At 28.0% G+C, this 25,823-nt stretch carries 23 protein-coding genes; 17 read left to right on the top strand and 6 right to left on the bottom strand.

What is annotated here, in order from left to right; all coding sequences use genetic code 11:
* The first annotated feature begins 333 nt into the window (after nucleotides 1-333).
* The 13 genes from ABGF45_RS06780 (at nucleotide 334) to ABGF45_RS06720 (ending at nucleotide 13,501) form a co-directional block, all read left to right on the top strand.
* Nucleotides 334-2,262, top strand: coding sequence for an ABC-F family ATP-binding cassette domain-containing protein (locus ABGF45_RS06780; RefSeq protein WP_134744121.1), 1,929 nt, complete (start codon nucleotides 334-336; stop codon nucleotides 2,260-2,262).
* 1 nt (nucleotide 2,263) lies between these two features.
* Nucleotides 2,264-3,277 carry a BMP family protein gene (locus tag ABGF45_RS06775; protein ID WP_134711276.1) on the top strand — a complete coding sequence of 338 codons (1,014 nt, stop codon included), beginning with the start codon at nucleotides 2,264-2,266 and terminating at the stop codon, nucleotides 3,275-3,277.
* Nucleotides 3,278-3,412: 135 nt separating this feature from the next.
* Nucleotides 3,413-4,513 carry a BMP family ABC transporter substrate-binding protein gene (locus ABGF45_RS06770; RefSeq protein ID WP_134711275.1) on the top strand — a complete coding sequence of 367 codons (1,101 nt, stop codon included), beginning with the start codon at nucleotides 3,413-3,415 and terminating at the stop codon, nucleotides 4,511-4,513.
* 47 nt (nucleotides 4,514-4,560) lie between these two features.
* Entirely contained in the window at nucleotides 4,561-6,093 is a 1,533-nt protein-coding gene (locus ABGF45_RS06765) for an ABC transporter ATP-binding protein (RefSeq protein WP_134711274.1), read from the top strand.
* Nucleotides 6,080-7,225, top strand: a complete 1,146-nt coding sequence (locus ABGF45_RS06760; protein WP_134711273.1) for an ABC transporter permease — start codon at nucleotides 6,080-6,082, stop codon at nucleotides 7,223-7,225. Before ABGF45_RS06765 ends, ABGF45_RS06760 begins: the two co-directional genes overlap by 14 nt.
* 11 nt (nucleotides 7,226-7,236) lie before the next feature.
* Nucleotides 7,237-8,109, top strand: coding sequence for an ABC transporter permease (locus ABGF45_RS06755; RefSeq protein WP_134744120.1), 873 nt, complete (start codon nucleotides 7,237-7,239; stop codon nucleotides 8,107-8,109).
* Nucleotides 8,109-8,774, top strand: coding sequence for a deoxyribose-phosphate aldolase (deoC, locus tag ABGF45_RS06750; RefSeq protein ID WP_134744119.1), 666 nt, complete (start codon nucleotides 8,109-8,111; stop codon nucleotides 8,772-8,774). Before ABGF45_RS06755 ends, deoC begins: the two co-directional genes overlap by 1 nt.
* Nucleotides 8,774-9,184, top strand: a complete 411-nt coding sequence (locus ABGF45_RS06745) for a cytidine deaminase (RefSeq protein WP_134711270.1) — start codon at nucleotides 8,774-8,776, stop codon at nucleotides 9,182-9,184. The genes deoC and ABGF45_RS06745 overlap by 1 nt, the downstream gene beginning before the upstream one ends.
* A 4-nt stretch (nucleotides 9,185-9,188) precedes the next feature.
* Complete coding sequence (locus tag ABGF45_RS06740; RefSeq protein WP_134744118.1) at nucleotides 9,189-10,511, top strand: pyrimidine-nucleoside phosphorylase; 1,323 nt, start codon at nucleotides 9,189-9,191, stop codon at nucleotides 10,509-10,511.
* Between the two features lie 256 nt (nucleotides 10,512-10,767).
* Nucleotides 10,768-12,315 (top strand): glucosyltransferase domain-containing protein, encoded by a 1,548-nt coding sequence (locus ABGF45_RS06735; protein WP_134744117.1) that lies wholly within the window; start codon nucleotides 10,768-10,770, stop codon nucleotides 12,313-12,315.
* Between the two features lie 55 nt (nucleotides 12,316-12,370).
* On the top strand, nucleotides 12,371-12,880 hold the full coding sequence (locus ABGF45_RS06730) for a DUF2975 domain-containing protein (protein WP_134711267.1): 510 nt from the start codon (nucleotides 12,371-12,373) through the stop codon (nucleotides 12,878-12,880).
* 20 nt (nucleotides 12,881-12,900) lie between these two features.
* A complete protein-coding gene (locus ABGF45_RS06725) occupies nucleotides 12,901-13,086 on the top strand; it encodes a helix-turn-helix transcriptional regulator (RefSeq protein WP_280633465.1) in 186 nt (61 codons plus the stop codon).
* On the top strand, nucleotides 13,076-13,501 hold the full coding sequence (locus tag ABGF45_RS06720; protein WP_134711265.1) for a GtrA family protein: 426 nt from the start codon (nucleotides 13,076-13,078) through the stop codon (nucleotides 13,499-13,501). The genes ABGF45_RS06725 and ABGF45_RS06720 overlap by 11 nt, the downstream gene beginning before the upstream one ends.
* A 211-nt stretch (nucleotides 13,502-13,712) precedes the next feature.
* Here ABGF45_RS06720 and ABGF45_RS06715 read toward each other — a convergent pair whose 3' ends face one another.
* Both ABGF45_RS06715 and ABGF45_RS06710 read right to left on the bottom strand, forming a co-directional pair.
* Entirely contained in the window at nucleotides 13,713-14,642 is a 930-nt protein-coding gene (locus ABGF45_RS06715) for a glycosyltransferase family 2 protein (protein ID WP_134711264.1), read from the bottom strand.
* Between the two features lie 8 nt (nucleotides 14,643-14,650).
* On the bottom strand, nucleotides 14,651-16,207 hold the full coding sequence (locus tag ABGF45_RS06710) for a glucosyltransferase domain-containing protein (RefSeq protein ID WP_134711263.1): 1,557 nt from the start codon (nucleotides 16,205-16,207) through the stop codon (nucleotides 14,651-14,653).
* Nucleotides 16,208-16,382: 175 nt separating this feature from the next.
* Between ABGF45_RS06710 and ABGF45_RS06705 the strand changes: the two genes are divergently transcribed.
* The 3 genes from ABGF45_RS06705 to ABGF45_RS06695 all read left to right on the top strand — a co-directional run bounded on the left by ABGF45_RS06705 (nucleotide 16,383) and on the right by ABGF45_RS06695 (nucleotide 20,886).
* Nucleotides 16,383-17,270 carry a DnaJ C-terminal domain-containing protein gene (locus ABGF45_RS06705; RefSeq protein WP_134744116.1) on the top strand — a complete coding sequence of 296 codons (888 nt, stop codon included), beginning with the start codon at nucleotides 16,383-16,385 and terminating at the stop codon, nucleotides 17,268-17,270.
* A 1-nt stretch (nucleotide 17,271) separates the two neighbouring features.
* On the top strand, nucleotides 17,272-19,836 hold the full coding sequence (clpB, locus tag ABGF45_RS06700; RefSeq protein WP_134711261.1) for an ATP-dependent chaperone ClpB: 2,565 nt from the start codon (nucleotides 17,272-17,274) through the stop codon (nucleotides 19,834-19,836).
* Between the two features lie 297 nt (nucleotides 19,837-20,133).
* Nucleotides 20,134-20,886, top strand: a complete 753-nt coding sequence (locus ABGF45_RS06695) for a copper homeostasis protein CutC (RefSeq protein WP_134744115.1) — start codon at nucleotides 20,134-20,136, stop codon at nucleotides 20,884-20,886.
* 293 nt (nucleotides 20,887-21,179) lie between these two features.
* On the opposite strand, the gene phnE (ABGF45_RS06690) is transcribed toward ABGF45_RS06695, so the two are convergent.
* Genes phnE (ABGF45_RS06690) through ABGF45_RS06675 form a run of 4 tightly spaced genes read right to left on the bottom strand, consistent with a single transcriptional unit; the run spans nucleotide 21,180 to nucleotide 24,691 of the window.
* Complete coding sequence (gene phnE / locus ABGF45_RS06690) at nucleotides 21,180-21,989, bottom strand: phosphonate ABC transporter, permease protein PhnE (RefSeq protein WP_134711259.1); 810 nt, start codon at nucleotides 21,987-21,989, stop codon at nucleotides 21,180-21,182.
* 8 nt (nucleotides 21,990-21,997) lie between these two features.
* Nucleotides 21,998-22,819: a phosphonate ABC transporter, permease protein PhnE gene (phnE, locus tag ABGF45_RS06685; RefSeq protein WP_134711257.1), complete on the bottom strand. Its 822-nt coding sequence runs from the start codon at nucleotides 22,817-22,819 to the stop codon at nucleotides 21,998-22,000.
* Nucleotides 22,819-23,586 carry a phosphonate ABC transporter ATP-binding protein gene (gene phnC, locus ABGF45_RS06680; RefSeq protein WP_134711255.1) on the bottom strand — a complete coding sequence of 256 codons (768 nt, stop codon included), beginning with the start codon at nucleotides 23,584-23,586 and terminating at the stop codon, nucleotides 22,819-22,821. Before phnC ends, phnE (ABGF45_RS06685) begins: the two co-directional genes overlap by 1 nt.
* Before the next feature lie 55 nt (nucleotides 23,587-23,641).
* On the bottom strand, nucleotides 23,642-24,691 hold the full coding sequence (locus ABGF45_RS06675; RefSeq protein WP_134711253.1) for a phosphate/phosphite/phosphonate ABC transporter substrate-binding protein: 1,050 nt from the start codon (nucleotides 24,689-24,691) through the stop codon (nucleotides 23,642-23,644).
* Between the two features lie 200 nt (nucleotides 24,692-24,891).
* Between ABGF45_RS06675 and ABGF45_RS06670 the strand changes: the two genes are divergently transcribed.
* Complete coding sequence (locus ABGF45_RS06670; RefSeq protein ID WP_134744114.1) at nucleotides 24,892-25,818, top strand: DNA methyltransferase; 927 nt, start codon at nucleotides 24,892-24,894, stop codon at nucleotides 25,816-25,818.
* Nucleotides 25,819-25,823: the final 5 nt, after the last annotated feature.

Raw genomic sequence — 25,823 nt, 5'->3', positions numbered from 1 at the left:
TAAATAGTTCGAATTTTTTTAATATATTTGAGTAGAAATAGAACTAAAATACTGGTAAGGAGATAAATGGTTTTAAATTTTGCAAATATTCAGCAGTGAAATTGATGGAAAATAGAACCAAAATACTGGTGAGGAGATAAATAGTTCGAATTTTTTAATATATTTGAGTAGAAATAGAACTAAAAGGCTTAAAAAGCAATTAATGGTTTCATTTTGAGTTTTTATCAAATAAACATAAAAACTTGTTACAATATATAGAGTGAAAGACTTGTTCTGTAATTGGATTTTTTGTATTGATCTTTTATAAATGATATAATATTTTTTGAGGTAAATATGGCAGAAATTACAGTTAGTAAATTAGCTAAATCATTTGGAATTAAGGAAATTTTTTCAGATATAAGTTTTAATTTAAATATTGGTGACAAGGTAGGTATTGTTGGACCTAATGGGGCTGGGAAGACTACTTTGTTTAACATTCTTACTGGAAAAGATAAAGAATTCGAGGGGAATGTTTATTTGAAAAATAATGTGAAAATAGGATACATGCATCAAAATATTAGTTTAAATAGTGAAAAAACTATTTATGAGGAGATGCTTGAAGTTTTTGATTACATTCATGATATTGAAAGAAGACTTAAAGAATTTGAAAAAAAATTAGAAAATCACGATGACTTAGATGAATTAGAGAAAAATACAATTAAATATACAGAGCTTATTGAACAATATTCTGAATTGGGTGGAGCATATTTTGAAAATAAAATTGAAGCTGTGCTTGTAGGGATGGGATTTGGAAGAGAAAGATTTAATGATGATATTGTTAATTTGAGTGGTGGAGAAAAATCAAGATTAGAACTTGCAAAATTATTAATTTCTGATGCTGATATACTATTTTTAGATGAACCTACAAACCATTTGGATATGCAAACTATTGAATTTGTAGAGAGCATAATTAAAGAAACTAAAAAATTAGTTGTGTTCATATCTCATGATAGATATTTTCTTGATAAAGTTGCAAATAGAATATTCTTACTTGAAAATGGAAAGTTAAATACATATAACACTAATTATACAAATTTTATTGAAAGAAGAAAAAAGGAAATTGAGGTTGCACAAAGGGCTTATGAAAATCAACAAAAAGAGGTTGAAAGACAAGAGGAGATAATTGAAAGATTTGCTAATCTTGGGGGTTCTATGAGAAAACGAGGTATTTCTCAGTCAAGATCTAGACAAAAATTGTTGGATAAAATGAAATTAATGGATAGGCCGGAAGTTTTTGATGAAAAGATGAGGTTAAAATTTACACCGGCAAGAGTAAGTGGGCAGGATGTGTTGAGTTTCTCAAATGTTTCAAAGTCGTTTGATGAAAAAATTCTTTATCAAGATATTTCATTTAATATTTATAGAGGTCAAAAAGTTGGGCTAATTGGAGGGAATGGCACCGGTAAGACAACTTTATTTAAGATGATACTTCATAAGTTGAAGCCGGATACAGGTGAGGTTAGATTGGGGGAAAGCGTATTTCCTGAGTACTTTGATCAAGAACAAAAAAATTTGGATTTAGATAAAACTATTATTGATGAAGTATGGGATAAATATCCTAGTTTAACGCATTATGATTTGAGATCATATTTAGCACGTTTTATGTTTATTGGAGATGATATTTTCAAGATTATTGGAGATTTAAGTGGTGGTGAAAGATCCAGAATTACTTTATTAGAACTTATGTTATCTGATTCTAATTTTTTGCTTATGGATGAGCCTACAAACCACCTTGATATTGATTCAAAAGAGGTTTTAGAAGATGCTTTAAATGATTATGAAGCGACAGCCTTTATGATTAGTCATGATAGATATTTTTTAAATAAGGTTTGTGATATTATTTTTGAAATTAAAGATGGAAAATTAAATATCTATGATGGAAATTATGATTATTACTTATCCAAGCAAGAACTTGATGTTGATTTTGAACCGAATGAAACTGTAAATAAAACACAGAGAAAAAAAGAGATGCGACGTGAAAAAGATTTTAATAAAAAGATTAAGCAAATCAAAATCGCTATAAAAAAATTAGAAAAAAGAATAGAAGAAATTGATAAAAATATAGAAGAAATTAACATTGAATTTACTAAAAAAGAGGTGTATGAAAACTTTGAAAAAATAAGTAAATTAAATGAAAAATTAAAAATGCTTAATGAAGAAAAATTAAAAATTGATGAAGATTGGTTTAAATTAAATCAACAACTAGAAGAAATGGAAAATTAATATGAGCAATAAAAAAGTAATTAAATTATTTATTATTTCAATATTTATAATTTTGATAACATCTTGTAAGAAAAATGGGGAAAATAATACAAACATTTCATTGGTATTATTAAATGAAAATATCGAAAATGAAGGAAGGGCAAAGCAAATTTACGATTCTATTAAAAATAATAAAAAAGACTCTAATTTTAATTATTATATTGAAAATAGTAATCAAGGTTTTAGTAATAGATTGAAAAATATTCTAAGTAATAAAAAGAATAATTTAATAGTGGTGGATAGTTTTTTAGTTAATAATGAATTAGAATTTGTTGCAGAGTCAAATCAAAATTCAAAATTTATAGCTCTAGATACTGTTATAGACCCTGTCAAAAAAAATATTAATTCAATAGCATTTAAAACAGAAGAATCTTCATATTTAGCGGGATATTTAGCAGGATTAGTTACAAAAACAAATAAAATAGGCTATGTTGGTCCAACAAAGGGACTGATAAACGATCCATATGAATATGGATTTAAGGCCGGAATATTACAAGCTTCAAAGGAGTTAAATAAGGCTATAGATTTTTATGTACAGAATATTGAAGATTTTAATAATGAAAAATTAGGTAGAGATATAGCTAATAAAATGTATGAAGACGGTGTTGATATAATCTATCAAACTGTTTGGAATACGGGATTAGGGATTATTGATAGTGCAAGTAAACATGGTAAGTACTATATCGGTTTTGACCAAGATCAATCAAGTATTGCACCTAATTATCATTTAATTTCAACATTAAAAAGATATGATAATGTAATCAAAACAGAATTAGAAACTTACTTAAAAACAAAGAAAATTGATGGTATAAAAAAAGTGTTAGGCCTTAAAGAAAATGCTGTAGGGGTTTCAGAATATAAGCAAAATGATTTTTATGATAAAAAAACTTATGATAAGATGTTTTCTTTGATTGAAAAAATTAAAAAAGGAGAAATAAAAGTTCCATTTGATTTTGGAAGCTATAATAAATATTAATTTATGAACGCATTTTCATATTTGGAATATAAAAAGTGAATATTTGTGAATACTTTTTCAAAAAGTACTAGCAAAATATTTTAAATGTGGTACAATAAATTTATACAATAAAGTATAAATATTATGGAGGAGAAAATGAAAAAATTATTATCAGTTTTGTTAGCATTCGTGCTTGTATTTTCATTAGTTGCTTGTGGACAAAAGAAGCAAAATGAAACAAAGAAGGAAACTAAAAAAGAAGAAAAGAAAGTGACTACTAAGATAGATCCTAAGAAATCTGATAAAGATTTTAAAGGTAAATTAGCAGGGATGGTTACAGACACAGGTGGAGTTGATGATGAATCATTTAACCAATCAGCATGGAAAGGTTTACAAAAGTTAAAAAAAGATACCGGAGCAGAAGTAACATATATTCAATCCGATCAAGATTCTGATTATTTACCAAATTTAAATCGATTAGTAGATAAAAATGTTGATGTAGCATGGGGAATTGGGTTTTTATTAGCTAATCAGGTAGAAATGGCTGCACAACAATCCCCTGATAAAAATTTTGCAATAATTGATTTTGCATATGAAAAAACTCAACCAAATTTAACAGGTGTAGTGTTTAAAGCACAAGAACCTTCATATTTAGTAGGTTATATCGCTGCTAATACAACCAAGACAAATAAAGTAGGATTTGTTGGAGGTAAAAAGGGTGTTATTATTGACCAATTCGATTATGGGTTCAGAGCAGGTGTAAAAGATGCTGCTAAAGAGTTAGGAAAAGAAATTGAAGTAGTTGTACAATATGCTGATAGTTTCAGTGATGAAGCAAAAGGTAAATCAATAGCAACAAAGATGTTTAATGGTGGAGCTGATGTTGTGTTCCACGCAGCAGGGGGTGCAGGTAAAGGTGTTATAGAAGCAGCTAAAGAAGTTAATAAGTTTGCAATTGGGGTAGACCAAGATCAATCAAGATTAGCTCCAAAAAATGTTTTGACTTCAGCATTAAAGAGAGTAGATGTTGCAATATATGACGTAACAAATAAAATTTTATCAGGTGAAAAGATTGGTGGGAAAACTCTAGTCTATTCTTCAAAAGAAGCAGCAGTAGGTATTCCGGATCACACAGATAAATCATTGTATCCAAAAGAATTACATGAAAAAGCTATGCAAAAGCAAAAAGAAATAATGGATGGAAAGATAGTACCTCCATTTAATGAAGAAACATGGAAAAAATATAAAGCGAACTAATTTGAAGGGGTATGACATACCCCTTTTTTTATAACAAAGGAGTAAAAATGTCTGAAAATAAATATGCAGTACAAATGAATGGTATTGTTAAAAGATTTGGTGCATTTACTGCTCTTGATAACGTAAATTTAAATGTGAAAAAGGGGACTATTCACGCAATTTTAGGTGAAAACGGAGCTGGTAAATCTACATTGATGAACGTTCTTTATGGCTTATATCAAGCTGAAGAAGGAGAAATTAAGATTAATGGTGAAGTAAAAAATATAAAAGATCCAGGGGTTGCTATAAAAAACGGTATAGGAATGGTTCATCAACATTTTATGTTGGTACATAATTTTACAGTTGTTCAAAATATTTTATTAGGAAAGGAAATTACAAAAGGAGGAATTTTCTTAGACTATAAAAAAAGCAGACAAAAAGTTCAAGAGTTAGTAGATAAATATAGCTTAAATGTTGATTTAGATGCAAAAATAGAAAATATTTCTGTAGGGATGCAACAAAGAGTTGAAATTTTAAAGGCTTTGTATAGACAAGCGGATATACTTATATTAGATGAACCGACAGCGGTTTTGACACCGCAAGAAATTATTGAACTAATACAAATTATGAATAATTTAACTAAAGATGGTAAAACCATAATAATCATTACTCATAAATTAGATGAAATAAAAAAATCTGCAAGTGAATGTACGATAATTAGACGTGGTAAATATATTGATATGGTTAATGTTTCGGAAGTAAGTACAAATGAGTTAGCCACAAAGATGGTTGGGCATGCTGTTAAATTAAAAGTTGATAAAGAAAAAGCAAATCCTAAGGATGTGATTTTTGAAATTAATAATTTAGTAGTTGAAGATGATAGGAAAATTTCTACTGTAAACGGCTTAAATCTTAAAATCAGAAAAGGTGAAATTTATGGAATTGCAGGTATTGACGGTAATGGTCAAAAAGAATTAGTCGAAGCGATAACTAATTTAACTAGAGTTAAATCAGGAAATATCTTAATTAATGGTGTACAAATTCAAAATACAAGCCCTAAAAATACTATTGAAAATAAGATTTCGACAATTCACGAGGATAGACTAAAAAGAGGATTGGTTCCGAATTTTACAGTCGCAGAAAATTCTGTAATAGAAAATTATGCACAAAGACCATTTTCAAATAATGGGATTTTGAACTTTACAGAAATAAATAAATTTGCAGATGAACTTATAACTGCTTATGATGTTAGACCTGCCGATGGTAAGGGATTAAAAGCAAGATCACTTTCAGGTGGGAATCAACAAAAATTAATTATTGCCAGAGAAATTTCATCAAATCCGGATTTGTTAATAGCTGTTCAGCCTACAAGGGGGCTTGATGTAGGAGCGATAGAATATGTTCATAAAGCTTTAATTTCCCAAAGAGATGAAGGAAAAGCTATTTTATTGATTTCTTTTGAATTAGATGAAGTTATGAATGTATCAGATAAAATAGGTGTAATATACAAAGGGAAAATTCAAGAAGAATTTTTACAAGGAGAAAAAACGGAAAAAGAAATAGGATTACTAATGGCTGGAGGTAAAAATGAAAGAAAATAAATTAAATAAACTTTTTACTAATCAGTTGTTTACAACACTTTTAGCTATATTTTTGGGATTGATATTAGGTGCTGTTTTATTGTTAATAACAAAAATAAATCCTATCGAAGCCTATAAACAAATGATAGTAGGTGTATTTGGTAGTCAAAGAAATATATTTGAAGTAATTATAAAAGCTACACCCATAATATTAACAGGAGCGTCTGTTGCGTTTGCATTTAAGACAGGATTATTTAATATAGGTGCAGAAGGACAATATATTTTTGGGTATGTATTAGCCGGAGTTGTAGGGATTTTGTTAAATTTACCTTGGTTTTTACAAATACCTTTACTTATAATAGTCGGTATGTTGGCAGGAATTATTTTTGGTGGTATATCGGGCTTTTTAAAAGCAAAATTTGGAGTTCATGAAGTTATTTCAGGGATAATGTTAAATTGGATAGCACTTCATTTTCATAATTATGTTGCATTGTCATCACCTTTGTTTATTCAAAACACATCAGGCACGGGACCTATAAATTTATCCGGACAGATAAAATTATTTGCTGCGGAAAAAGCAGCTGGAGATTATCAAAGTATATTAAATGTCCCTGTTATCGGAAAAATTTTAAGTAGAAGTGATATAAACTACGGAATTATAATTGCAGTTATAGCGGCTATTGTTTTGCATTATATTATTAAAAAATCTACATTGGGATATCAATTAAGGGCTGTAGGGTTTAACAAACACGCAGCAGAATTTGCAGGAATTAATGTAAATAAAAATATAATTATATCTATGGCAATATCCGGTGCTATTGCCGGTTTAGCAGGTGCTGTAAATATCATGGCTCTTTCACCACATAAAATTACAAGTTTAGCTGCTTTTGAAAATTATGGGTTTGATGGATTATCTGTTGCATTAATAGCAGGATCTAATATTTTGGGGACAATTTTAGCTGCGATTTTATACTCGGTATTAAAAATTGGTGGAAATATTATTCAATTGCAGTATAATGCACCAACAGAAATTATTTCAATTTTAATTGGTGGTATTATATTCTTTATTGCATTGGCAAATATTTTACCTTACTTAGCAGATAAAATAGCAAGTAGGAAATTAAAGAAAAAATATAATAAATCAGATAGCTAGGAGGAGAAAAAATGAATAGTATATTTACAATATTTATAATAACATTGATGTACTCAACTCCACTAGTTTTTGGAGCAATGGGCGGAGTAATATCTGAGAAATCAGGAGTAGTAAATATTGGTATAGAAGGAATGATGGCAATAGGAGGGTTTACAGGTGCGGCTGTTTCATATTATACAGCAAGTCCATGGATTGGATTTATAGCAGCGGGATTTGCAGGAGCTGTGTTTGGATTAATTCACGCAGTAGCATCAGTTTCATTTAGAGCAGATCAAACAGTTTCAGGTATAGCTATTAATATGATAGGTACGGGAATGGCATTTTTTATTTCTAAAGTATTATTTGATTCTGCAAATACTCCAACTATGATGCATAAATTGCCAAAGGTTTTTGGGATAGAAGCAACTTCGATCGTTGCATTTGCAATAGTAATCTTACTGTGGATATTCCTATATAGAACAAAATGGGGATTAAGATTGTTGTCAGTAGGAGAGCATCCGGCAGCGGCAGATACATTAGGAATAAATGTATATAGAGTAAGATATTTAGCGGTTATAATGTCTGGATTCTTTTCAGGATTAGGTGGAGGAACGGTAACCTTATCGTTACTTTCAAATTTCAATACAACATCTATAGCTGGACAAGGATTTATAGCACTGGCAGCTGTAATTTTTGGTAAATGGACACCACATGGAGCTTATGGTGCAGCTTTGATATTTGGACTTGCTCAAGCAATTTCAGTATATTTAGGTGGCTCAACATTTATACCATCAGAATTTGTAGCAATGATACCATTTGTAATGACATTGGTAATATTAGTATTTGTAGGTAAATCTGAAGCTCCAAAAGCTGATGGTGTACCATATATAAAGGGAGTTAGATAATGGATATTAAAAATATTTTAAGTAAAGCAGATCACACACAATTAGGACAAGCAGCAACATGGGAAGATATTAAAAAATTAATAGATGAAGCTATAGAATATAAAACAGCTTCTGTATGTATTCCGGCATCATATATAAAAAAAGCTAAGGAATATTCAGAAGGAAAAATGGTGTTATGTACAGTCATAGGCTTTCCAAATGGATATTCAACAACAGCAACAAAAGTTTTTGAAACAAAAGATGCTATTGAAAATGGTGCAACAGAAATTGATATGGTAATAAATATTGCTGAATTAAAAAATAAAAATTATGAATTTGTATTAAATGAAATAAAAGAAATTAAATCAGTTTGTGGAGATTATATCTTAAAAGTTATTATAGAAACAGCTTTATTGACAGAAGAAGAAAAAATTAAAATGTGTGAAATAGTTTCTGAGTCGGGAGCTGATTTTATTAAAACATCAACAGGATTTTCAACAGGAGGAGCTACATTTGAGGATATTGCATTATTCAAAAAACATGTTGCATCTCATGTTAAGATTAAAGCAGCAGGTGGAATTTCATCATTAGATGATGCACAAAAATTCATAGAATTAGGTGCTGATAGACTTGGAACAAGTAGATTGGTAAAATTAGCTAGAAATGAAGAGGCACAAGGTTATTAATGATAAAAGAAGATATTAGACTTGCTCTGGACAATTTAAAGTTTTCCAGAGCTATTTATTCAAATTTTAAGGTTTCATCAGTTTTAACTGCTAAAAATGGAAAAAAGTATACGGGTGTAAATATTGAATCTGCCTCATATACACCGACGATATGTGCTGAAAGAACAGCCTTTTTTAAGGCAGTTTCAGAAGGCGTGTTAGAATTTGAGAGTATAGTTATAGTTGGTGGAAAAAATGGAAAAGTAACTAACTTAACTCCTCCATGTGGAGTATGTAGACAAGTAATGATGGATTATTGTGATCCTAAAACTTTTAAGATAATTATTGCAATTGATGAAGATAATTATCAAGAATATACTTTAGAACAACTACTGCCATTAGGATTTGGAGCTAAGAATTTGGAAGGATAAATTTATGAGAATGATAGATCTGATTGAAAAGAAAAAACATGGTCAAGAATTAACTAAAGAAGAAATTAAGTTTTTCTTAGATGGATTCGTAAAGGGAGAAATTCCTGATTATCAGGTATCAGCAATGCTGATGGCAATATATTTCAATGGAATGACAGATAATGAGATGTTAGAATTTACTCTTGGAGTTAGAGATAGTGGGGATGTTGTAGATCTTTCTTCAATTAAGGGAATCAAAGTAGATAAACATTCAACAGGTGGTGTAGGTGATAAGACAACATTAGTTATTGCTCCTATAGTTGCATCATTTGGAGCAAAAATGGCTAAAATGTCCGGTAGAGGATTAGGACATACAGGTGGTACTGTAGATAAAATGGAATCTATACCGGGTATGAATACATCCTTAGAAACACAAAAATTTATTGATATAGTTAATGAAATAGGAGTTTCTGTAATTGGGCAAACCGGTAATTTGGCTCCGGCAGATAAAAAACTTTATGCATTAAGAGACGTTACATCAACAGTTGATAGTATACCGCTTATTGCTGCATCAATAATGTCTAAGAAATTAGCAGCGGGAAATGATGCTATAGTATTAGATGTTAAAACAGGTTCAGGTGCATTTATGAAAACATTAGACTCTGCAATAGAGCTTGCAAGCAAAATGGTTTCAATAGGTGAAAATGCAGGAAAGAGAACTATTGGTTTAATTACAGAAATGGATATTCCTTTAGGCTATAATATTGGAAATTCATTAGAAGTTATTGAAGCTGCACAAACTTTACAAGGTCATGGCCCAGAAGATTTAACAAATGTGTGTATCGAGCTTGCCTCAAATTTATTATATATGGCGGAATTAGATACTCTAGAAAATTGTAGGGAAAAAGTTAGAAAAGTTATCCGTGATGGAACAGCATTCAACAAATTTGTAGATTTTGTAAAGGCTCAAGGTGGAGATGCTTCATATGTCGAAAACTTAGATAAATTTGAAAAGGCAAAAATTTCTTATGAAGTAAAATGTAAAACTTCAGGATATGTTTATGAAATGGATACAGAAAAAATAGGTATAGCATCTGTAATTTTAGGTGCCGGCAGAAAAACTAAGGAAGATGTAATAGACTTTGCTTCAGGAATTAAACTTGCTAAAAAAACAGGAGATGAAGTAAAGCAAGGGGATACATTAGCAATTCTTTATACAAATGATGAATCATCTGTAAAAGATGCTGAAACATTAGTTTTAGAAGGATATACTTTAAGTGATAATAAACCGGAATTAAAACCATTAATACTTGCAAGAGTAAGTAAAGATGGCATTGAAAGATATTAAAATTTACTCTAAATTTTATTTTGTTAAATTCATGTATTTTAACAAAAAATTATAGTTACAGGTAAAAATTTTTTATATTTTCATGTATTATAATTAATTTAAAATATTACAGGTAAAAAAATCAATTAAAATTTATAATTTTATTATTTTTTATCTGTAATATTTATTTGTATAAAAAATGCATGAATTTTTCAAAAATGTTTTACCTGTAATATTTTTGTAGTAAAATAGAATTAATGTAAATAAGGAGAAATTTATGCCAAGTAATTTTTTTGAAGAGTTAAATAAAAAAATTCCTAAAAATGTAAAAAAAGCATTTGTATATACCATAATATTTGGAATATTATGTCATTTTTATGCTTTAACAAATAAGTTAATAAATCATGATGATATAGATCAATTAGTTCATAATATGGATTTTAGTACGTCTGGAAGATGGTTTTTACGTTATGCTGCCTCGATTAGTTCTAATTTTAGTATGCCTTGGGTTAATGGAGGACTTATAATATTATATACATCAATATCAAGTGCGTTGATATCACATTTATTTAAGATAAAAAAAGATTTACATTTAATTTTTTTGTCTGCGATTATGATTTGTTTTCCAACAAATGCAGCTCTTTTTCCATATATGAATAGTGCTGATGCTTATGCTCTAGGAGAGTTATTTATAATTATAGGGGCATATTTAATGATTAAATACGAATATGGATTTATTGGAACAATAATATTAACAGTATTATCATTAGCGACTTATCAAACATATTTAGGTTTAGCAGCTTCAATAGTCATAATTTATTATATATTTGAATTGATAAATAAAAATGTAGATTACAATTTAGTCCTAAAAAAGTTATTTATATCATTTGCATCGTATATAGCGTCACTATCGTTATATTTAATAAGCGTAAAATATATTTTTAATATTAAACTTTCGGATTATCAAGGGATAGATAAGATGGGAGCATTAAATATTAAAGATTTACCGATTTCGATATTAAGTACTTTCTATGAATTTTTTAAATTTTTCTTTAAAGATAGTTATGATCAATTTGGTTTTTATACAATTGTAAATGTAGTGATATTTTTAGGAATGTTGTTTTTATTATTTAATTTGATTAAGAAATTGGAAATTAGGAATAAATTATTAATATTTTTTTTAATTTTAGTGCTTCCAATTTCAGTAAATAGTATATTTATTTTAGCACCAAATTCAGCAATAGGCTTAAGGATGTTACAAGGATATATATCCATATATATATTATTTGTAATGATATTTGAAAGTTATTCTAAATTAAAGGTAAAAAAAAAATTAAACTTAATTAAAATTACATTATTTGCTTCGGCATTAGCATTTATACTGACAATTGGAAATTTTATGATAGTAAGCAATAAGGTATATATGACTTTGGACGTTGACGGCAAGAATCTTGCATCATATACAACGAGAGTGTTATCAAGAATTGAAGAACAGCCTTTTTATGGAAAAAATAAGCCGGTTTACTTTATAGGAAATCCAAATATTACTAATGAATTTACAAGTAAATATACTACTAAGGATGTATTGAAATCAACACTTTTAGATGAAAAAATAACTATGCACTATTTCTGGTATTTATATCCTGAAAGATATGCTGGATTTACAAATCCTGTAAAAGAAATTTGGAATAAAGACTTAGTGAAAATAGAAGATGAAAAATTAAAAGATATAATTTATAATATTCCAATCTACCCTAAAAAAGGATCTATTACAGAGTATAATGGAAGTATTTATATAAAGTTTAAGGAGTATACAAGACAATAAAAATATATTGTAAATCAATAAGTGCTTTGATATAATTCAGTAAAGGAGAGTTGTTATGGATATACAAGGTAAAACATTTATAGATTATAAGATGAAAAAAAGTTTGCTTAATATTAAGTATTTGGCATATTTGTTTATAATTTTAGTATTATTTTCGGGAGTTGGTATATCAACTTATTTTGGTTATAACAGTATTTTAAGAGATAAGAGTAATCAAAGTATGATAATTATATGGTTGGCAATTATATATTTTGTTTCATTTATGGTTATTATAGGCATAAAAGACGTGCTTAAAATGTTGGATAACTTACAAAAAGGTAATGTATTTACTCATGAAAATGCTAAAATTATAAGAATTATTGATAAAAAAATATTATTTACATTGTTATTTTCAGTAATTGTAAATATTGTAATGACATTAGCTGAGATGCATAATTTTCAATTTTTAATTATTTGGATACTATTTATATTTTTCCTATTAGCAGGGCATATTTTAGTTAATCCTTTGGCTTTGTTAGTAGAAAAAAGTGCGGATTTACAGCTGGAAATGGACTTAACAATATGATAATGATAAATATTGATGTAATGTTGGCAAAAAGAAAAATGTCCGTAACAGAGCTTTCAGAAAAAGTAGGTATTACAATTTCAAATATTTCAATTCTAAAGAATAATAAAGCTAAAGCTATAAGATTTGAAACATTAAATGCTATTTGTGAAGCATTAAAATGTCAACCGGGAGATATCATGGAGTACATACCTGATGAGGATTAGCAAAGAAATTTTAATTAAAATATATCAAAAGTATAAAGAAATTATTCTTTATATTTTTTTTGGAGGAATTACTACTTTTATAAATATTGTTTCTTATTATTTATTTTATAATATATTAAATGTATCAAATGTAATAAGCAATATAATAGCTTGGTTTTTATCAGTTATATTTGCATTTGTAACTAATAAAATATGGGTGTTTAATAGTAAATCTTGGGAAATAAAAATAACTATCAAAGAGCTAGTATCTTTTATTTCAGTAAGATTACTTACAGGAGTTTTTGATACTGTAGTTATGTATTTAGGTGTAGATGTATTTAAATTTAATAGTTTGATAATGAAAATAGTTTCTAATTTAATTGTTTTGATTTCAAATTATATAGGATCTAAGTTGTTTATTTTCAAGAAAAAATAAGATGCTTTTGCAATAAAATATATAAAAAGAGCAGTTACAGATAATGTTTATAGTTATTTGCAACTGCTTTTATAGTATTAAATCAAAGATAATTATTTTGTTAAAGCACACTTTCCAGACTAATTTACTTAATATTTACAAATCTACTCTTTTTTAGTGCTAATTTTTATCGCATTTTTGATAATTTCAAATTTGTGGGTATTTTTTATTTTTATTTTTTTACAATATTTTTAATAATATAATGAGGTCTTTTTTTCACCTCCATATATGTTTTAGCAAGATATTCTCCAAGTATCCCTATACATATAAGTTGTATTCCTGATAATAGTAATATTAAACTAACTATTGTTGCATAACCTTCTACTTTTATACCTATAAATAATTTTTGAATAATTGTCCAAAACATATAAATTAGAGAGATAAAAGACGTTATCATTCCTAAGAAAGTGGCAAATTTTAGAGGTGCTGTACTATATCCTACAAATCCTTCAATTGCATATTTTATTAAACTTCTAAAAGACCATGTAGTCTCTCCGAATTTTCTTTTCTCAACGTCATATGGAATAAAATGAGTGTTAAATCCAACCCATGAAAATAGACCTTTTGAAAATCTATGATATTCATCTAATTCCATAATTGACTTGGCTACATTTTTTCTAAATGTTCTAAAATCTGAAGCATTTTTTTCAAATTTTGTGTCACTTATTTTATTAATTAATGAATAAAATAAACTTTTAAATCCTGTTAGGACTTTACTTTCTTTTCTCTTTTTTTGATAAGCTGCAACTAAATCCAAATCTTCATTATTTTCCAATAATTCTATCATTTCATTAACGTATTTGGGATGTTGTTGTAAATCAGCGTCAATTAGAGAAATATAATCACCAGTTGAATTTTTTAATCCGGCTAAAATAGCTGATTCTTTTCCAAAATTTCTAGAAAAATTTATAGCTATAATTTCATCGTTAGAATAATCAATTAATGATTTTATTTTCTCAAAAGTTTTATCTCTGCTTCCGTCATTTATATATATAAATTCATATTTAAAAGAAGGATTAAGAGTATTTTTGCATAATTCATAAAAGGGAAAAATATTTTTTTCTTCATTAAAACAAGGAATTATTAAAGAAATTTTTTTCATGCGACCTCCTAATCTAGGTTTTTAAATTTAATATAAATTGTACCATTAATCATTTGAATAGAATTTTTGTCAGGATAATTGGGTAAAGCATTTATCATATCTTTAAGATGTTTATTTTCTTCATTTATTTCATCATAATCCTTTATTGGATTTTGGAAACCTAAAAATCTTACAGGATAATAAATAAATGAATAAAGTCTAGTTAAGTGATTTGCGATTATAAATGGTTCAATATCTTTAGTATCAATTTTTTCTGTGAACCATGTTCTTGAGTCCGGATTACCCCAAAACACTATTTGAGTTTTTTCTGTATAACCCTCAACAGATTCTATTCTTGAAATTATCCTATTTCCATAAGCATTTGAATTTTCGTTTGTAAGTCCTACCTTAAAATAAGCTTTATTTGTCACATATATATTGTTATAAACTGATAAGAATGATGTTAATGTCAATATTGCAATAGTATAATAAAGTAATTTTGGTATTTTATTAGAAATTTCAAATTTGTCACCAATCTTTAATACATAATCAATTAACACCAAAGGAAATATAAATACGACTGTGTATCCGTAGAGCATTCTTAACATTACGCCTGCTTGCCAAGACATGATGTAAATTATATTTATTGCAATAGGAAATACTAAAATTAAAAATACTAGTAAAAAAAGTTTTTCTTTGCACATTTTTGATTTTTTTACAATATAAATTAATAAATAAATTGTTAGTATAAATGCAAATATAAATAAATATGGCATAAATATAAAATGATAATTAAATTCTTTACCTATAAAGAAATTGAACATACCTTTGTAGGCACTAAATATAATTGTATGAATTTTATTAAGTGGGAGTGAGCCCATTGTATCAAGCCCTTTGTAGTCCACAAGTAAATGTCCAAAGATTCCTCTTGAAATAATTAAATATATAGCCAATGCAACGGTAAAACTAATAGCTGTTTTACAAAGCAAAATTATCATTTTTTTGAAATTATTATTTTCTTTAAATAATTCTACGATTACATATAAAACTATAAGACCTCCTGCATATCCAAGGTAAGTTTGGTAAATTCCAAGTGATAATGTCAATAAAATACTTGAAAATATAAATCCATTTTTATATTTTATAATAAAAAACGCTGCTAATCCCGCAAGCATTGCACCAAATTGATAAGCATCTTGACTATTCATAAAAGGCATTAATGAGCCAAGAGTAGGAAATGTTACTAATATGCCTGAAATCAATATTGTATTAATTTTGGATTTAATTTCAAACATTGATATTACAAGACATGACATAACAGCAGTATATACAATAGTTAAAAATCCATTTAACCAGGGTATACTAAATTCGCTGCTTATTGCTGCCGGAAATTGTAAAAACCATCGACCGGATGTTGTTCTGTCCATATTATCTACTAATTGAACTATATCATCTAAATTTACCCATTTATTTGTCATCATATATATATGACATATTAGTCCAATTATTATAGTAGAAATAAATGCTATTTTTATATTTTTTGACAATCCTTCATACCAATTTTTTAATTTTTGATGTATAAACATGATAACTCCTTATTTATAAATATAATTATATAGAATTTTACTTTAATTTGCTATTGTTTATTATTTTTTATTGTAATTATTAGTAGATTTGGGTATAATATAATTAAAGTCAAAGATAGTCAAACAATTCTAAGATTTATAATAAAAGAAAAGTTAAAGAGATGAAGGAGAAAATATGAAGTACAGAGATTACTATGAAATTTTGGGAGTGTCAAAAAGTGCTACACCTCAAGAGATAAAAAAAGCATATAGAAAATTAGCAAAAAAGTACCATCCAGATTTAAATGGAGGGAGTGAAGAAGCTGCAGAAAAATTAAAAGAAGTAAATGAAGCATATGATGTGCTTTCAGATGAAAGTAAAAAACAAAAATATGATCAATTTGGATCAGCATATCATGATGGAATGAATTTTGATCCATCACAATATGGATACACATATACAAGTGGAACAGGTGGATTCTCAGATTTTTTTGAAACGTTATTTGGAAATGGAGGTTTTTCAGGAGCGAAAAATTTCAGAGGAGGATTTTCATCATCTGATATATTTGGTGGTTTTGGAGGAAGTAGTAGGAAACAAAGGAACCGATATGATTTAGAACAGTTCATTAGCCTTGAAGATGCATATAAAGGTGGAAATAGAGAAGTTTATGTATCATTACAAGGACAAAATAGAAAAATAGAGATAAAATGGCCGGCAGGTATAACCGGTGGTAAAAAAATTAAAGTTAAAGGAGACAGATTTGGAATAGATGGAGATATTTATGTAAAAATAAATATTGAATCGAAAGATGAATTAGAAGGTATAGATATTATAAAAGATGTTGAAGTTTACCCTTGGGAAGCGTACTTTGGCACAAAGAAGACAATTGAAACATTGGAAGGTAAAATTAAAGTTAATATTCCAAAAAATATTCAAACTGACAAAAAAATAAAAATAGCAAAAAAAGGATTTAAGGACATGAAATCAAATATAGGAGATTTATATTTGAGAATAAAAATAGTAAATCCAATAAATTTAGATAAAGAAAAGGAAGAAATATATAGACAATTAATGGAGGGATAATATGGATATGAACAAATTTTCAAAAAAGACATTAGAATACATTGAAAAATCACAAAATATAGCAATTAAAAATTCAAATCCGGAAGTTAATGAAAAACATTTAGTTTTATCAATGTTTCTTGATTCGGATAGCTTAATCTATAGATTAGTAAATTTAATTACGGAAAAAAGCGATAAGATACGAAATGAATTAAAAGATTTAGTAGATAAAATGCCACAACAATCAGGTGGAAATTTAAGTGCTAATACTGTGTATCAAAGGGTATTATTAAAAGCTGAAGATGAAGCGGATGAAATACAAGATAGTTATATAGGAGTAGAGCATATATTTTTAGCATTGTTAAAAGAAAAAAATAATGAGGTAGTAGATTTATTAAATAAATATGGTATTACTTATAAAGTATTTAAGACTAAATTAGTAGAATTCAAAAAAGATAAACAAAATTCAGCGGGACAAGCGGAAAAAAGTAGCCTTTCAAAATATACAATTGATTTAACTCAAAGTGCCAGAGAAGGTAAAATTGACCCGATAATCGGACGTGATGAAGAGATAAGATCTGCAATAAGAATATTATCTAGAAGAACTAAAAATAATCCGGTATTAATAGGTGAACCCGGCGTGGGTAAAACTGCGGTTGTAGAAGGAATCGCTCAAAGAATTACAAATAATGATGTGCCTGAAAATTTAAAAAATGTAAAACTTTTAACTCTTGATTTAGCTGCTTTAATTGCCGGAGCTAAATATAGAGGAGAATTTGAAGAAAGATTGAAAGAAGTTATAAATGATGTTGAAAACTCAGATGGAGAAATCATTTTATTTATAGATGAAATTCATATGATAGTTGGTGCAGGTAAAACTGATGGTGCAATGGATGCCGGGAACATAATGAAACCGGCATTATCAAGGGGATTGATAAAAGTAATAGGAGCTACAACATTAAATGAATATAGACAATATATTGAGAAAGACGGTGCTTTAGAAAGAAGATTCCAGAAAGTTTTGGTTGACCAACCTTCAGTTGAGGATACTATTTCAATTTTAAGAGGTATCAAAGAAAAATATGAGATTCACCATGGATTAAGAATTTCTGACTCGGCGGTAATTTCAGCAGCAGTTTTATCAGATAGATATATTACAGATAGATTTTTACCAGATAAGGCAATTGATTTAATGGATGAAGCTGCAGCTATGGTAAAGACTGAAATAGATTCTATGCCTCAAGATATTGATGATTTGAGAAGAGACATTTTACAATTACAAATTGAGATAACCGCTCTAAAGAGAGAAACAGATGAGTTATCAAAGGAAAGATTAGAATTATTAGAAAAAGAATTGGCAGAAAAAGACTCTGTATATAATGAAAAATTTGCTAAATGGCAAGATTCTAAAAAAGTATTGGAAAAAGTTAATACTGTGAAAACCGAAATTGATAAGATTAAAATTGAAATTGATGAAGCGGAAAGAAATTATGATTTTGATAAATTATCAAGATTAAAATATGGAAAATTACCGGAATTACAAAAACAATTAGAAGAAGCTCAAGAAAAATCTAAAAATGAATCAGAGTTAAAAGAAGAAGTAACTGATGAAGAAATCGCAGAGGTAGTATCAAAATGGACTGGAGTACCGGTTACAAAACTTGTAGAATCCGAAAGAGATAAATTACTTCATTTAGATGATGAACTTCACTTAAGAGTAATAGGACAAGATGAAGCAGTTACATCAGTTTCAGAATCAATCATCCGTGCCAGATCAGGGCTTAAAGATGAAAACAAGCCTATAGGTTCCTTTATATTTTTAGGACCAACGGGGGTAGGTAAAACAGAACTTGCGAAAGCTCTTACTCAATTAATGTTTGATGATGAAAGAAATATTGTAAGAATAGATATGTCAGAATATATGGAAAAATATTCTGTATCAAGATTAATAGGTGCTGCTCCAGGATATGTTGGATATGAAGAAGGGGGACAACTTACAGAAGCTGTAAGAAGAAAACCTTATGCTGTTGTATTATTTGATGAAATTGAAAAAGCTCATCCGGATGTATTTAATATTTTACTTCAAGTACTTGATGACGGTAGACTTACAGATAATCAAGGACGTACAGTAAATTTCAAAAATACAATTATAATAATGACTTCAAATATCGGTTCACAATACTTACTTGAAGGAATTGATAAAAATGGAGAAATTAAACAGGAAGCAAAAGATAAAGTAACAAACGAACTAAGACATAATTTTAGACCGGAATTTTTAAATAGAGTTGATGAAATAGTTATGTTTAAGCCTTTATCAAAAGAAGAAATTTCAAAGATTATAGATTTGGAATTGACAAAAATCACAAATAGACTTTCACATAGAAAAATTACTATTAAGATGCATGATTCTGCGAAAGAATATATTATAGAAAATGCATATTCACCAATTTATGGAGCAAGACCGATTAAGAGATTTTTACAAAAAAATATTGAAACAGAAATCGGTAAAAAGTTAATCTCCGGAGAAATAACAGATAAGCAAGAGATAAGTATCCTTGCAGGAGAAGATGGATTGATGATAAAGTAAAATAAAATTCCCATTAACGCCACTAGTCCTCACTCCGTGAATTGCCCCCAAAAAAGTTGTAATGTAAAAATACAACTCTATGGGCAGTTCACCTAAAGGAGTTGCGGAGGTGGCTACATGGGAATCTTATTTTATCTAATAGTATAATAACAAATTTTATCAAGTTTCATATTTATTTAAAATTTCAATAAATTCTCTAATGATTTACAAGTTAAATATTTTGAAAATTTTGTAACAGGTTGAAGATGTAAGTATTGTTGTATAATGGAAGTAAGAAAATGTAAATAGGATAAAAATATGAATCAAGTTAAAGTCGAACTATGCGTTGAAAACTATGAAGCGGCAAAATTTGCAGAAAAACTTGGATACGATAGTGTTGAAATAAATTCTGCTTTGTGTCTTGGCGGATTAACTCCAAGTGCTGGTGTAGTTAGAAAGATTGCTGAAAATATTAATATAAAGAAAAATTGTATGATTAGAAATAGAGCTGCAGGATTTTGTTACACTGATAATCAGTTTAGAGCAATGCTAGAAGAATTGGATATTTTATTAAATGAAAAAATAGATGGAATAGTATTTGGATTTTTAACATTTGACTTTGAAATAGATAAGGAAAAAACAAAAGCATTTGTTGAAAAAATTCATGATGCAGGGAAAATAGCAATCTTTCATAGAGCTTTTGATAATACAAATAATCCATTCCGATCAATTGAAAATTTGATAGAATTAAATGTAGATAGGGTATTAACAAGTGGACAGACTCCGAGTGCATTGGACAATATGAGCTTAATTAAAGAGCTTATCCAAAAATATGATGATAAAATTGAGATAATTTTAGGTTCTGGAATTAATCCGGATAATGCAATTGATTTGATTAAAACTACCAATGCAAGATACATTCATAGCTCATGCAAAAAGAATTATGAAGATATTACTACTAAAAATAATATAGATTATACAATTTTTGGTAATTTTGGAAATACATATATAGATATTGACGTGGAAATTGCTGAAAAATTAATTAAAATTGTAAAATCACATAACATTTAAAAAATATTTTTAAATAAAAACTGTTATAAAAAGGAATTACCAATAATTTCTTATAAAATTTATTACATTTGATTGTATAAATTTTGGTATCGCCATTTAATATATACTGTCAAAATGTAATTTTATGTGTCCAGCTTATAGGTAGTAGTTTAAGTATCATCATAAAAATCGAAAATAAAAAAATAAAAAAGTTGTTTCAAAATGAAAAATTAAGAGGACGCCAAAAAGTTGGAATTAAAATTCAACTTAGAGGGTGTCGGTTCAAAATATCATTTGAAACAACTTCTTTAATTTTAAAATCCTTTAATTAATCTAGCTCTAATTCTTACTGAGAAGAATTCAATTATTAAAACTAAAGCAACAAGGCAAATTAGAATTGACCCTGCTTGATTCCATTTATATGCGTTTATTGCAAATATTAATGGTGCACCGATACCACCTGCCCCTACAAGGCCTAAAACGGTTGCATCTCTAAGGTTTATATCAAATCTGTAAATGATTGTTGACATAAACATTGCATAAAGTTGAGGAAATATTCCATATCTTATTTTTTGGAATGTTGTTAATCCCATTGCTGATAGAGATTCTAATATATTTTCGTTTATATCCATTATTGATTCAGCAAATAATTTACTTATCATACCTATAGATGTTACAGCCATAGTCAATACTCCAGCGAAAGGTCCAGGGCCAACCATTCTTATAAATAAGAGACCATAAACTAGTGCAGGGATTGTTCTTATTAATATTAAGAATAATCTTATAGCGTAAGCAACATATTTTGGTACAATATTTACTGAAGTTAAAAATGAGAATGGTATTGCTAAAATTGCCCCTAAAACTGTACCTAAAAAAGCTATAGCCATTGTCTCAACAAGTAAATAAGGAATTCCTTGTTTTGTTAAGTTTATTAAGTTTAAATCAGGAGTTAATATTCCTTTAAATATGTTGCCTACAATTCCCATGCTTTCTTTTGTTGCACCGGCAGATTGTAATCCTAAAAATGACCAAACTAAAAGTCCTGTAATTATTAAAATATTAATAATTGTTTTAATTCTCGTGTTTGGTTCTTGTTCTAATTTTTTTAATATTTCTTCATTCATAATCTACCTCACACAAATTTTTTACGTAAAAATAAGCTTATACCTTCTATTATTACTATTGTTATTAAAACAAGGAGAAGTATAGCTCCCAGGTTGCTATATTCTCTAAGACCGATATTGTGTTTAATTAATATACCTACACCTCCGGCACCAACATATCCTAAAATTGCAGCATATCTTACATTGCCTTCAAAGTTATATAATGCGGTTGCGAAAAATGTAGGTAATACTTGAGGTAATACAGCTTTTATAAATGCCATATATCTTCTATAGCCCATAGATATTAATGCCTCAAAAGCTCCCATATCTACATTTTCTATTTGTTCGTAAATTATTTTTCCTACATATGAAAATGAATAAATAAATATAGCTACCGTCCCCGCTTTTGATCCTATTCCAAATATAAATGTTGCAATTAGAGCATTTACAATAGTAGGGATTGTTCTCATTATGGAAAAAATTGTTCTCATAATCCAATTTGCAAATTTATTATTCATCATATTTGATGAAGCAATATATGCAAAAGGTATTGAAGTTACAGCTCCTAAAAATGAACCTAAAAGAGACATTTTAATTGTTTCAATTAGGGGATCTACTACTTTTGGTAAATATCTAAAATCCGGATTAAATAAATCTTTAAGTATTAAACTCATTTGATGAAATTGTTTTATAATTCTTTCAAATGAAAATTGTGTAAAATGAGCAGATAGTATTAACAGAATTAAAATTAATGGAGCTATAATTATAGCTCTGCTTCTTTTTTCTTTTACAATTGTACCATTTGGCAAGGTATAAATTTTGGGTTTTAAAATTTTATCGTATAAGTTCATTATAAAGCTCCAGACATTTCTATTTCATCAGCTTTTTCACCATAAATAGTTTTTAAAACATCATCATTAACGTTTTTAGCCGGTCCATCATAAACAATTTCTCCATCTTTTATACCGATTACTCTTGAAGCATATTCTAATGCTAAATCAACATGATGAATATTAATTAAAATTGCTATGTTATTTCTTTGATTGATTTTTAGAAGATAGTCCATAACCTGTTTAGCTGTTACAGGATCTAGGCTGGCAACCGGCTCATCAGCTAATATTATCTCAGGTTTTTGAGCTAGAGTCCTAGCTAAAGCAACTCTTTGTTGTTGTCCACCTGAAAGATGATCAGCTCTTACATATGCTTTATCTAAAATATCCACTTGTCTTAATGCATCTAAAGCTTGAATTTTCATTGATTTTGGGAAAAATCCAAACATGGATCTAATAGGATCTAAATCAGGAACAAATCCGGCTAAAACATTATTGATAACTGTTGTTCTGTCAACTAAGTTAAATTGTTGAAATATCATACCTATGTTTCTTCTAAATGTTCTTAAATCTTTACCTTTCAATTCTGAAACATTTTGATCATTTACTGTAAGTCTACCTTCTTCAATAGGAATCATTTTATTAATAGTTCTTATTAAAGTGGATTTACCGGCACCGGAACGTCCTATTATGGCAATCATCTCTCCCGCTTCAATAGTAAGATTTATATTTTTTAATGCCTTGAATCCATTTGGATATATTTTACTAACATTTTCAAATTTAATCATTTTTTCCTCTCATAAAAAATGGGCTAAGCGAACTTAGCCCTTATAAAACATAATTTTAGTGTTTAGTCAATTTTTTCATTAATTTTTGAGCATCTCTTTCTTTATTGTAATCTTCAGATTTTGCTTTTTTGTATCCGAAGTGGTTATAGATGCTTATAACTTTCTTACCTTCTTCAGTTTTAGCTAAGTTAATAAATGCATTTGCTAATGCTTCTTTGAATTCAGGAGTCATATTACCTGATTGAGCATTTTTTGATACAGAAACTGTATCGTTATAAATTTTATCTGAAACACCTATAATATTTGTATCTTCCCAAATATCTTTTGGACCATTGTATTGTTTTACCCATTTATTAGCGTTATCAATTCTTGCATCTGTAAATGCAACGATGACATCAAGTTGACCGGTTGCTAATTGAGCTAAAGCTGTATTGTATGAATCTTGTTCAACAACAGTGCTTAAATCAGTAATTCCTTTTCCATAATTATCTTTTAACCATAAATATGGATAAATGTAACCTGCAGAAGATGAAACACCTCTAACGCCCCATTTTGCAGAGTTTAAATCTTCCCATGTTAGTTTTTCGCCTGCATTAACTTTTTTAGCTAATTCTTTTCCTTTTTCAGAAGGACCTGCTAAAATCATCGATCTATAATATGTTACTTCCTCGTTTACAAGTTTTGTAGGTTTATTTGCATTCCAATCTTTAGCTTTTTCAGAATCGTTATTGTAACCTTTTCTTGTAGCTGTTAATAGAACTTCAGCACCATCATCATATAATACATATGTTCCACCAGGAATTAGACCAACATCAATAGAACCTGCAGATAATGCTTCACCAGTTGCTTCATATGATGTACCAACAGAAATTTCAACTTTTTTTACATTATAACCTTGTTTTTTTAAGTGTTTTTGTAATAATCCTTCAAGTGGCTTTGTTTGACTTATAATGTCTTTAGGATCTCTTGAAGGTACAAATTGTACTGTCAATTTTTCAATAGTCTTACTGTTAGTTCCCTTATCTTTTGCTTTTTTTGTTGTTGATGGTTGACATGCTGATAGCACCATTACCATAACAAGTAATAAAGAAATGATTTTTTTCATTTTTCCTCCTAAAATTTTACTATAATTAAATTATATCAAAAATAATAAAATAATTCAGAATAAAATTATAATTTTTATGTTTAATGTGATTAAATCAGTATTTTAATTGTTACAAAAAAGTTATCTTTTTTAATATATTCTTGACATAAAAATATTTTATAAATATACTAAACATAATTGATAGATAGAGGGAAAATATTATGAAAAAAAAATCATTAAAGAATAAGACAATAGATTTTGATTTGAATGTAGGAGAGAAGTATCTTAAAAATGCTGTTTATTTTGATAATTCACTTAAATTCACTGATTTAATAAATAAAAATATTATAGGAGATACATTTAACGTTTTAGATCATATAGAAAATAATTCAATAGACCTTTTAATTGTAGACCCTCCATATAATCTAAGAAAAAATTACCACGGTAATATTTTTAACGAAAAAAACACAAAAGAGTATGCTGATTATACAGAAAAATGGATATCTAAAATAAAACCTAAATTAAAAGATAAAGGTAGCATATATGTATGTTGTGATTGGAAATCTTCAATGATTATAGGACCGGTTTTATTAAAATATTTTAATATTAAAAGTAGGATAACTTGGGAAAGAGAAAAAGGAAGGGGAGCAAAGTCAAATTGGAAAAATTCTTTGGAGGATATTTGGTTTGCAACGAATTCTGAAGAATATACATTTAATATTGATGCTGTAAAGAAAAGAAAAAAGGTTATAGCTCCTTATAAAGAAGAAGGGAAACCAAAAGATTGGAAGGATGATAAAAATGTAAAATACAGGGACACTCATCCATCAAATTTTTGGGATGATATAACTATTCCATTTTGGTCAATGCCGGAAAATACAGCACATCCAACTCAAAAACCGGAAAAACTAATTGCTAAATTGGTCTTAGCTAGTTCAAATGAGGGGGATTTAATATTAGATCCATTTATGGGATCAGGTACTACTTCGGTTGTATGTAAAAAATTAAATCGCAAATTTATAGGAATAGAGCAAAATGAGTTATATGTTTCTTGGGCTGAAAAAAGATTATTAGATGCTGAAGATAATATAGAAATACAAGGGATTAAAGATGGAATTTTTTATGAAAGAAATTTTAATTTAAAATAATAATT

Origin of the sequence: Helcococcus sp. KG196 (assembly GCF_046035495.1) — a bacterium.
In the GTDB taxonomy this organism is placed as follows: Bacteria; Bacillota; Clostridia; order Tissierellales; family Peptoniphilaceae; genus Helcococcus; species Helcococcus ovis.
This window is presented reverse-complemented; position numbering and strand designations above follow the sequence as displayed.

Bases quoted from the DNA above. Each gene is read 5' to 3' on its own strand.
- ABGF45_RS06780 (WP_134744121.1), top strand. From the start codon at position 334: ATGGCAGAAATTACAGTTAGTAAATTAGCTAAATCATTTGGAATTAAG.
- ABGF45_RS06775 (WP_134711276.1), top strand. From the start codon at position 2,264: ATGAGCAATAAAAAAGTAATTAAATTATTTATTATTTCAATATTTATA.
- ABGF45_RS06770 (WP_134711275.1), top strand. From the start codon at position 3,413: ATGAAAAAATTATTATCAGTTTTGTTAGCATTCGTGCTTGTATTTTCA.
- ABGF45_RS06765 (WP_134711274.1), top strand. From the start codon at position 4,561: ATGTCTGAAAATAAATATGCAGTACAAATGAATGGTATTGTTAAAAGA.
- ABGF45_RS06760 (WP_134711273.1), top strand. From the start codon at position 6,080: ATGAAAGAAAATAAATTAAATAAACTTTTTACTAATCAGTTGTTTACA.
- ABGF45_RS06755 (WP_134744120.1), top strand. From the start codon at position 7,237: ATGAATAGTATATTTACAATATTTATAATAACATTGATGTACTCAACT.
- deoC (WP_134744119.1), top strand. From the start codon at position 8,109: ATGGATATTAAAAATATTTTAAGTAAAGCAGATCACACACAATTAGGA.
- ABGF45_RS06745 (WP_134711270.1), top strand. From the start codon at position 8,774: ATGATAAAAGAAGATATTAGACTTGCTCTGGACAATTTAAAGTTTTCC.
- ABGF45_RS06740 (WP_134744118.1), top strand. From the start codon at position 9,189: ATGAGAATGATAGATCTGATTGAAAAGAAAAAACATGGTCAAGAATTA.
- ABGF45_RS06735 (WP_134744117.1), top strand. From the start codon at position 10,768: ATGCCAAGTAATTTTTTTGAAGAGTTAAATAAAAAAATTCCTAAAAAT.
- ABGF45_RS06730 (WP_134711267.1), top strand. From the start codon at position 12,371: ATGGATATACAAGGTAAAACATTTATAGATTATAAGATGAAAAAAAGT.
- ABGF45_RS06725 (WP_280633465.1), top strand. From the start codon at position 12,901: ATGTTGGCAAAAAGAAAAATGTCCGTAACAGAGCTTTCAGAAAAAGTA.
- ABGF45_RS06720 (WP_134711265.1), top strand. From the start codon at position 13,076: ATGAGGATTAGCAAAGAAATTTTAATTAAAATATATCAAAAGTATAAA.
- ABGF45_RS06715 (WP_134711264.1), bottom strand. From the start codon at position 14,642: ATGAAAAAAATTTCTTTAATAATTCCTTGTTTTAATGAAGAAAAAAAT.
- ABGF45_RS06710 (WP_134711263.1), bottom strand. From the start codon at position 16,207: ATGTTTATACATCAAAAATTAAAAAATTGGTATGAAGGATTGTCAAAA.
- ABGF45_RS06705 (WP_134744116.1), top strand. From the start codon at position 16,383: ATGAAGTACAGAGATTACTATGAAATTTTGGGAGTGTCAAAAAGTGCT.
- clpB (WP_134711261.1), top strand. From the start codon at position 17,272: ATGGATATGAACAAATTTTCAAAAAAGACATTAGAATACATTGAAAAA.
- ABGF45_RS06695 (WP_134744115.1), top strand. From the start codon at position 20,134: ATGAATCAAGTTAAAGTCGAACTATGCGTTGAAAACTATGAAGCGGCA.
- phnE (WP_134711259.1), bottom strand. From the start codon at position 21,989: ATGAATGAAGAAATATTAAAAAAATTAGAACAAGAACCAAACACGAGA.
- phnE (WP_134711257.1), bottom strand. From the start codon at position 22,819: ATGAACTTATACGATAAAATTTTAAAACCCAAAATTTATACCTTGCCA.
- phnC (WP_134711255.1), bottom strand. From the start codon at position 23,586: ATGATTAAATTTGAAAATGTTAGTAAAATATATCCAAATGGATTCAAG.
- ABGF45_RS06675 (WP_134711253.1), bottom strand. From the start codon at position 24,691: ATGAAAAAAATCATTTCTTTATTACTTGTTATGGTAATGGTGCTATCA.
- ABGF45_RS06670 (WP_134744114.1), top strand. From the start codon at position 24,892: ATGAAAAAAAAATCATTAAAGAATAAGACAATAGATTTTGATTTGAAT.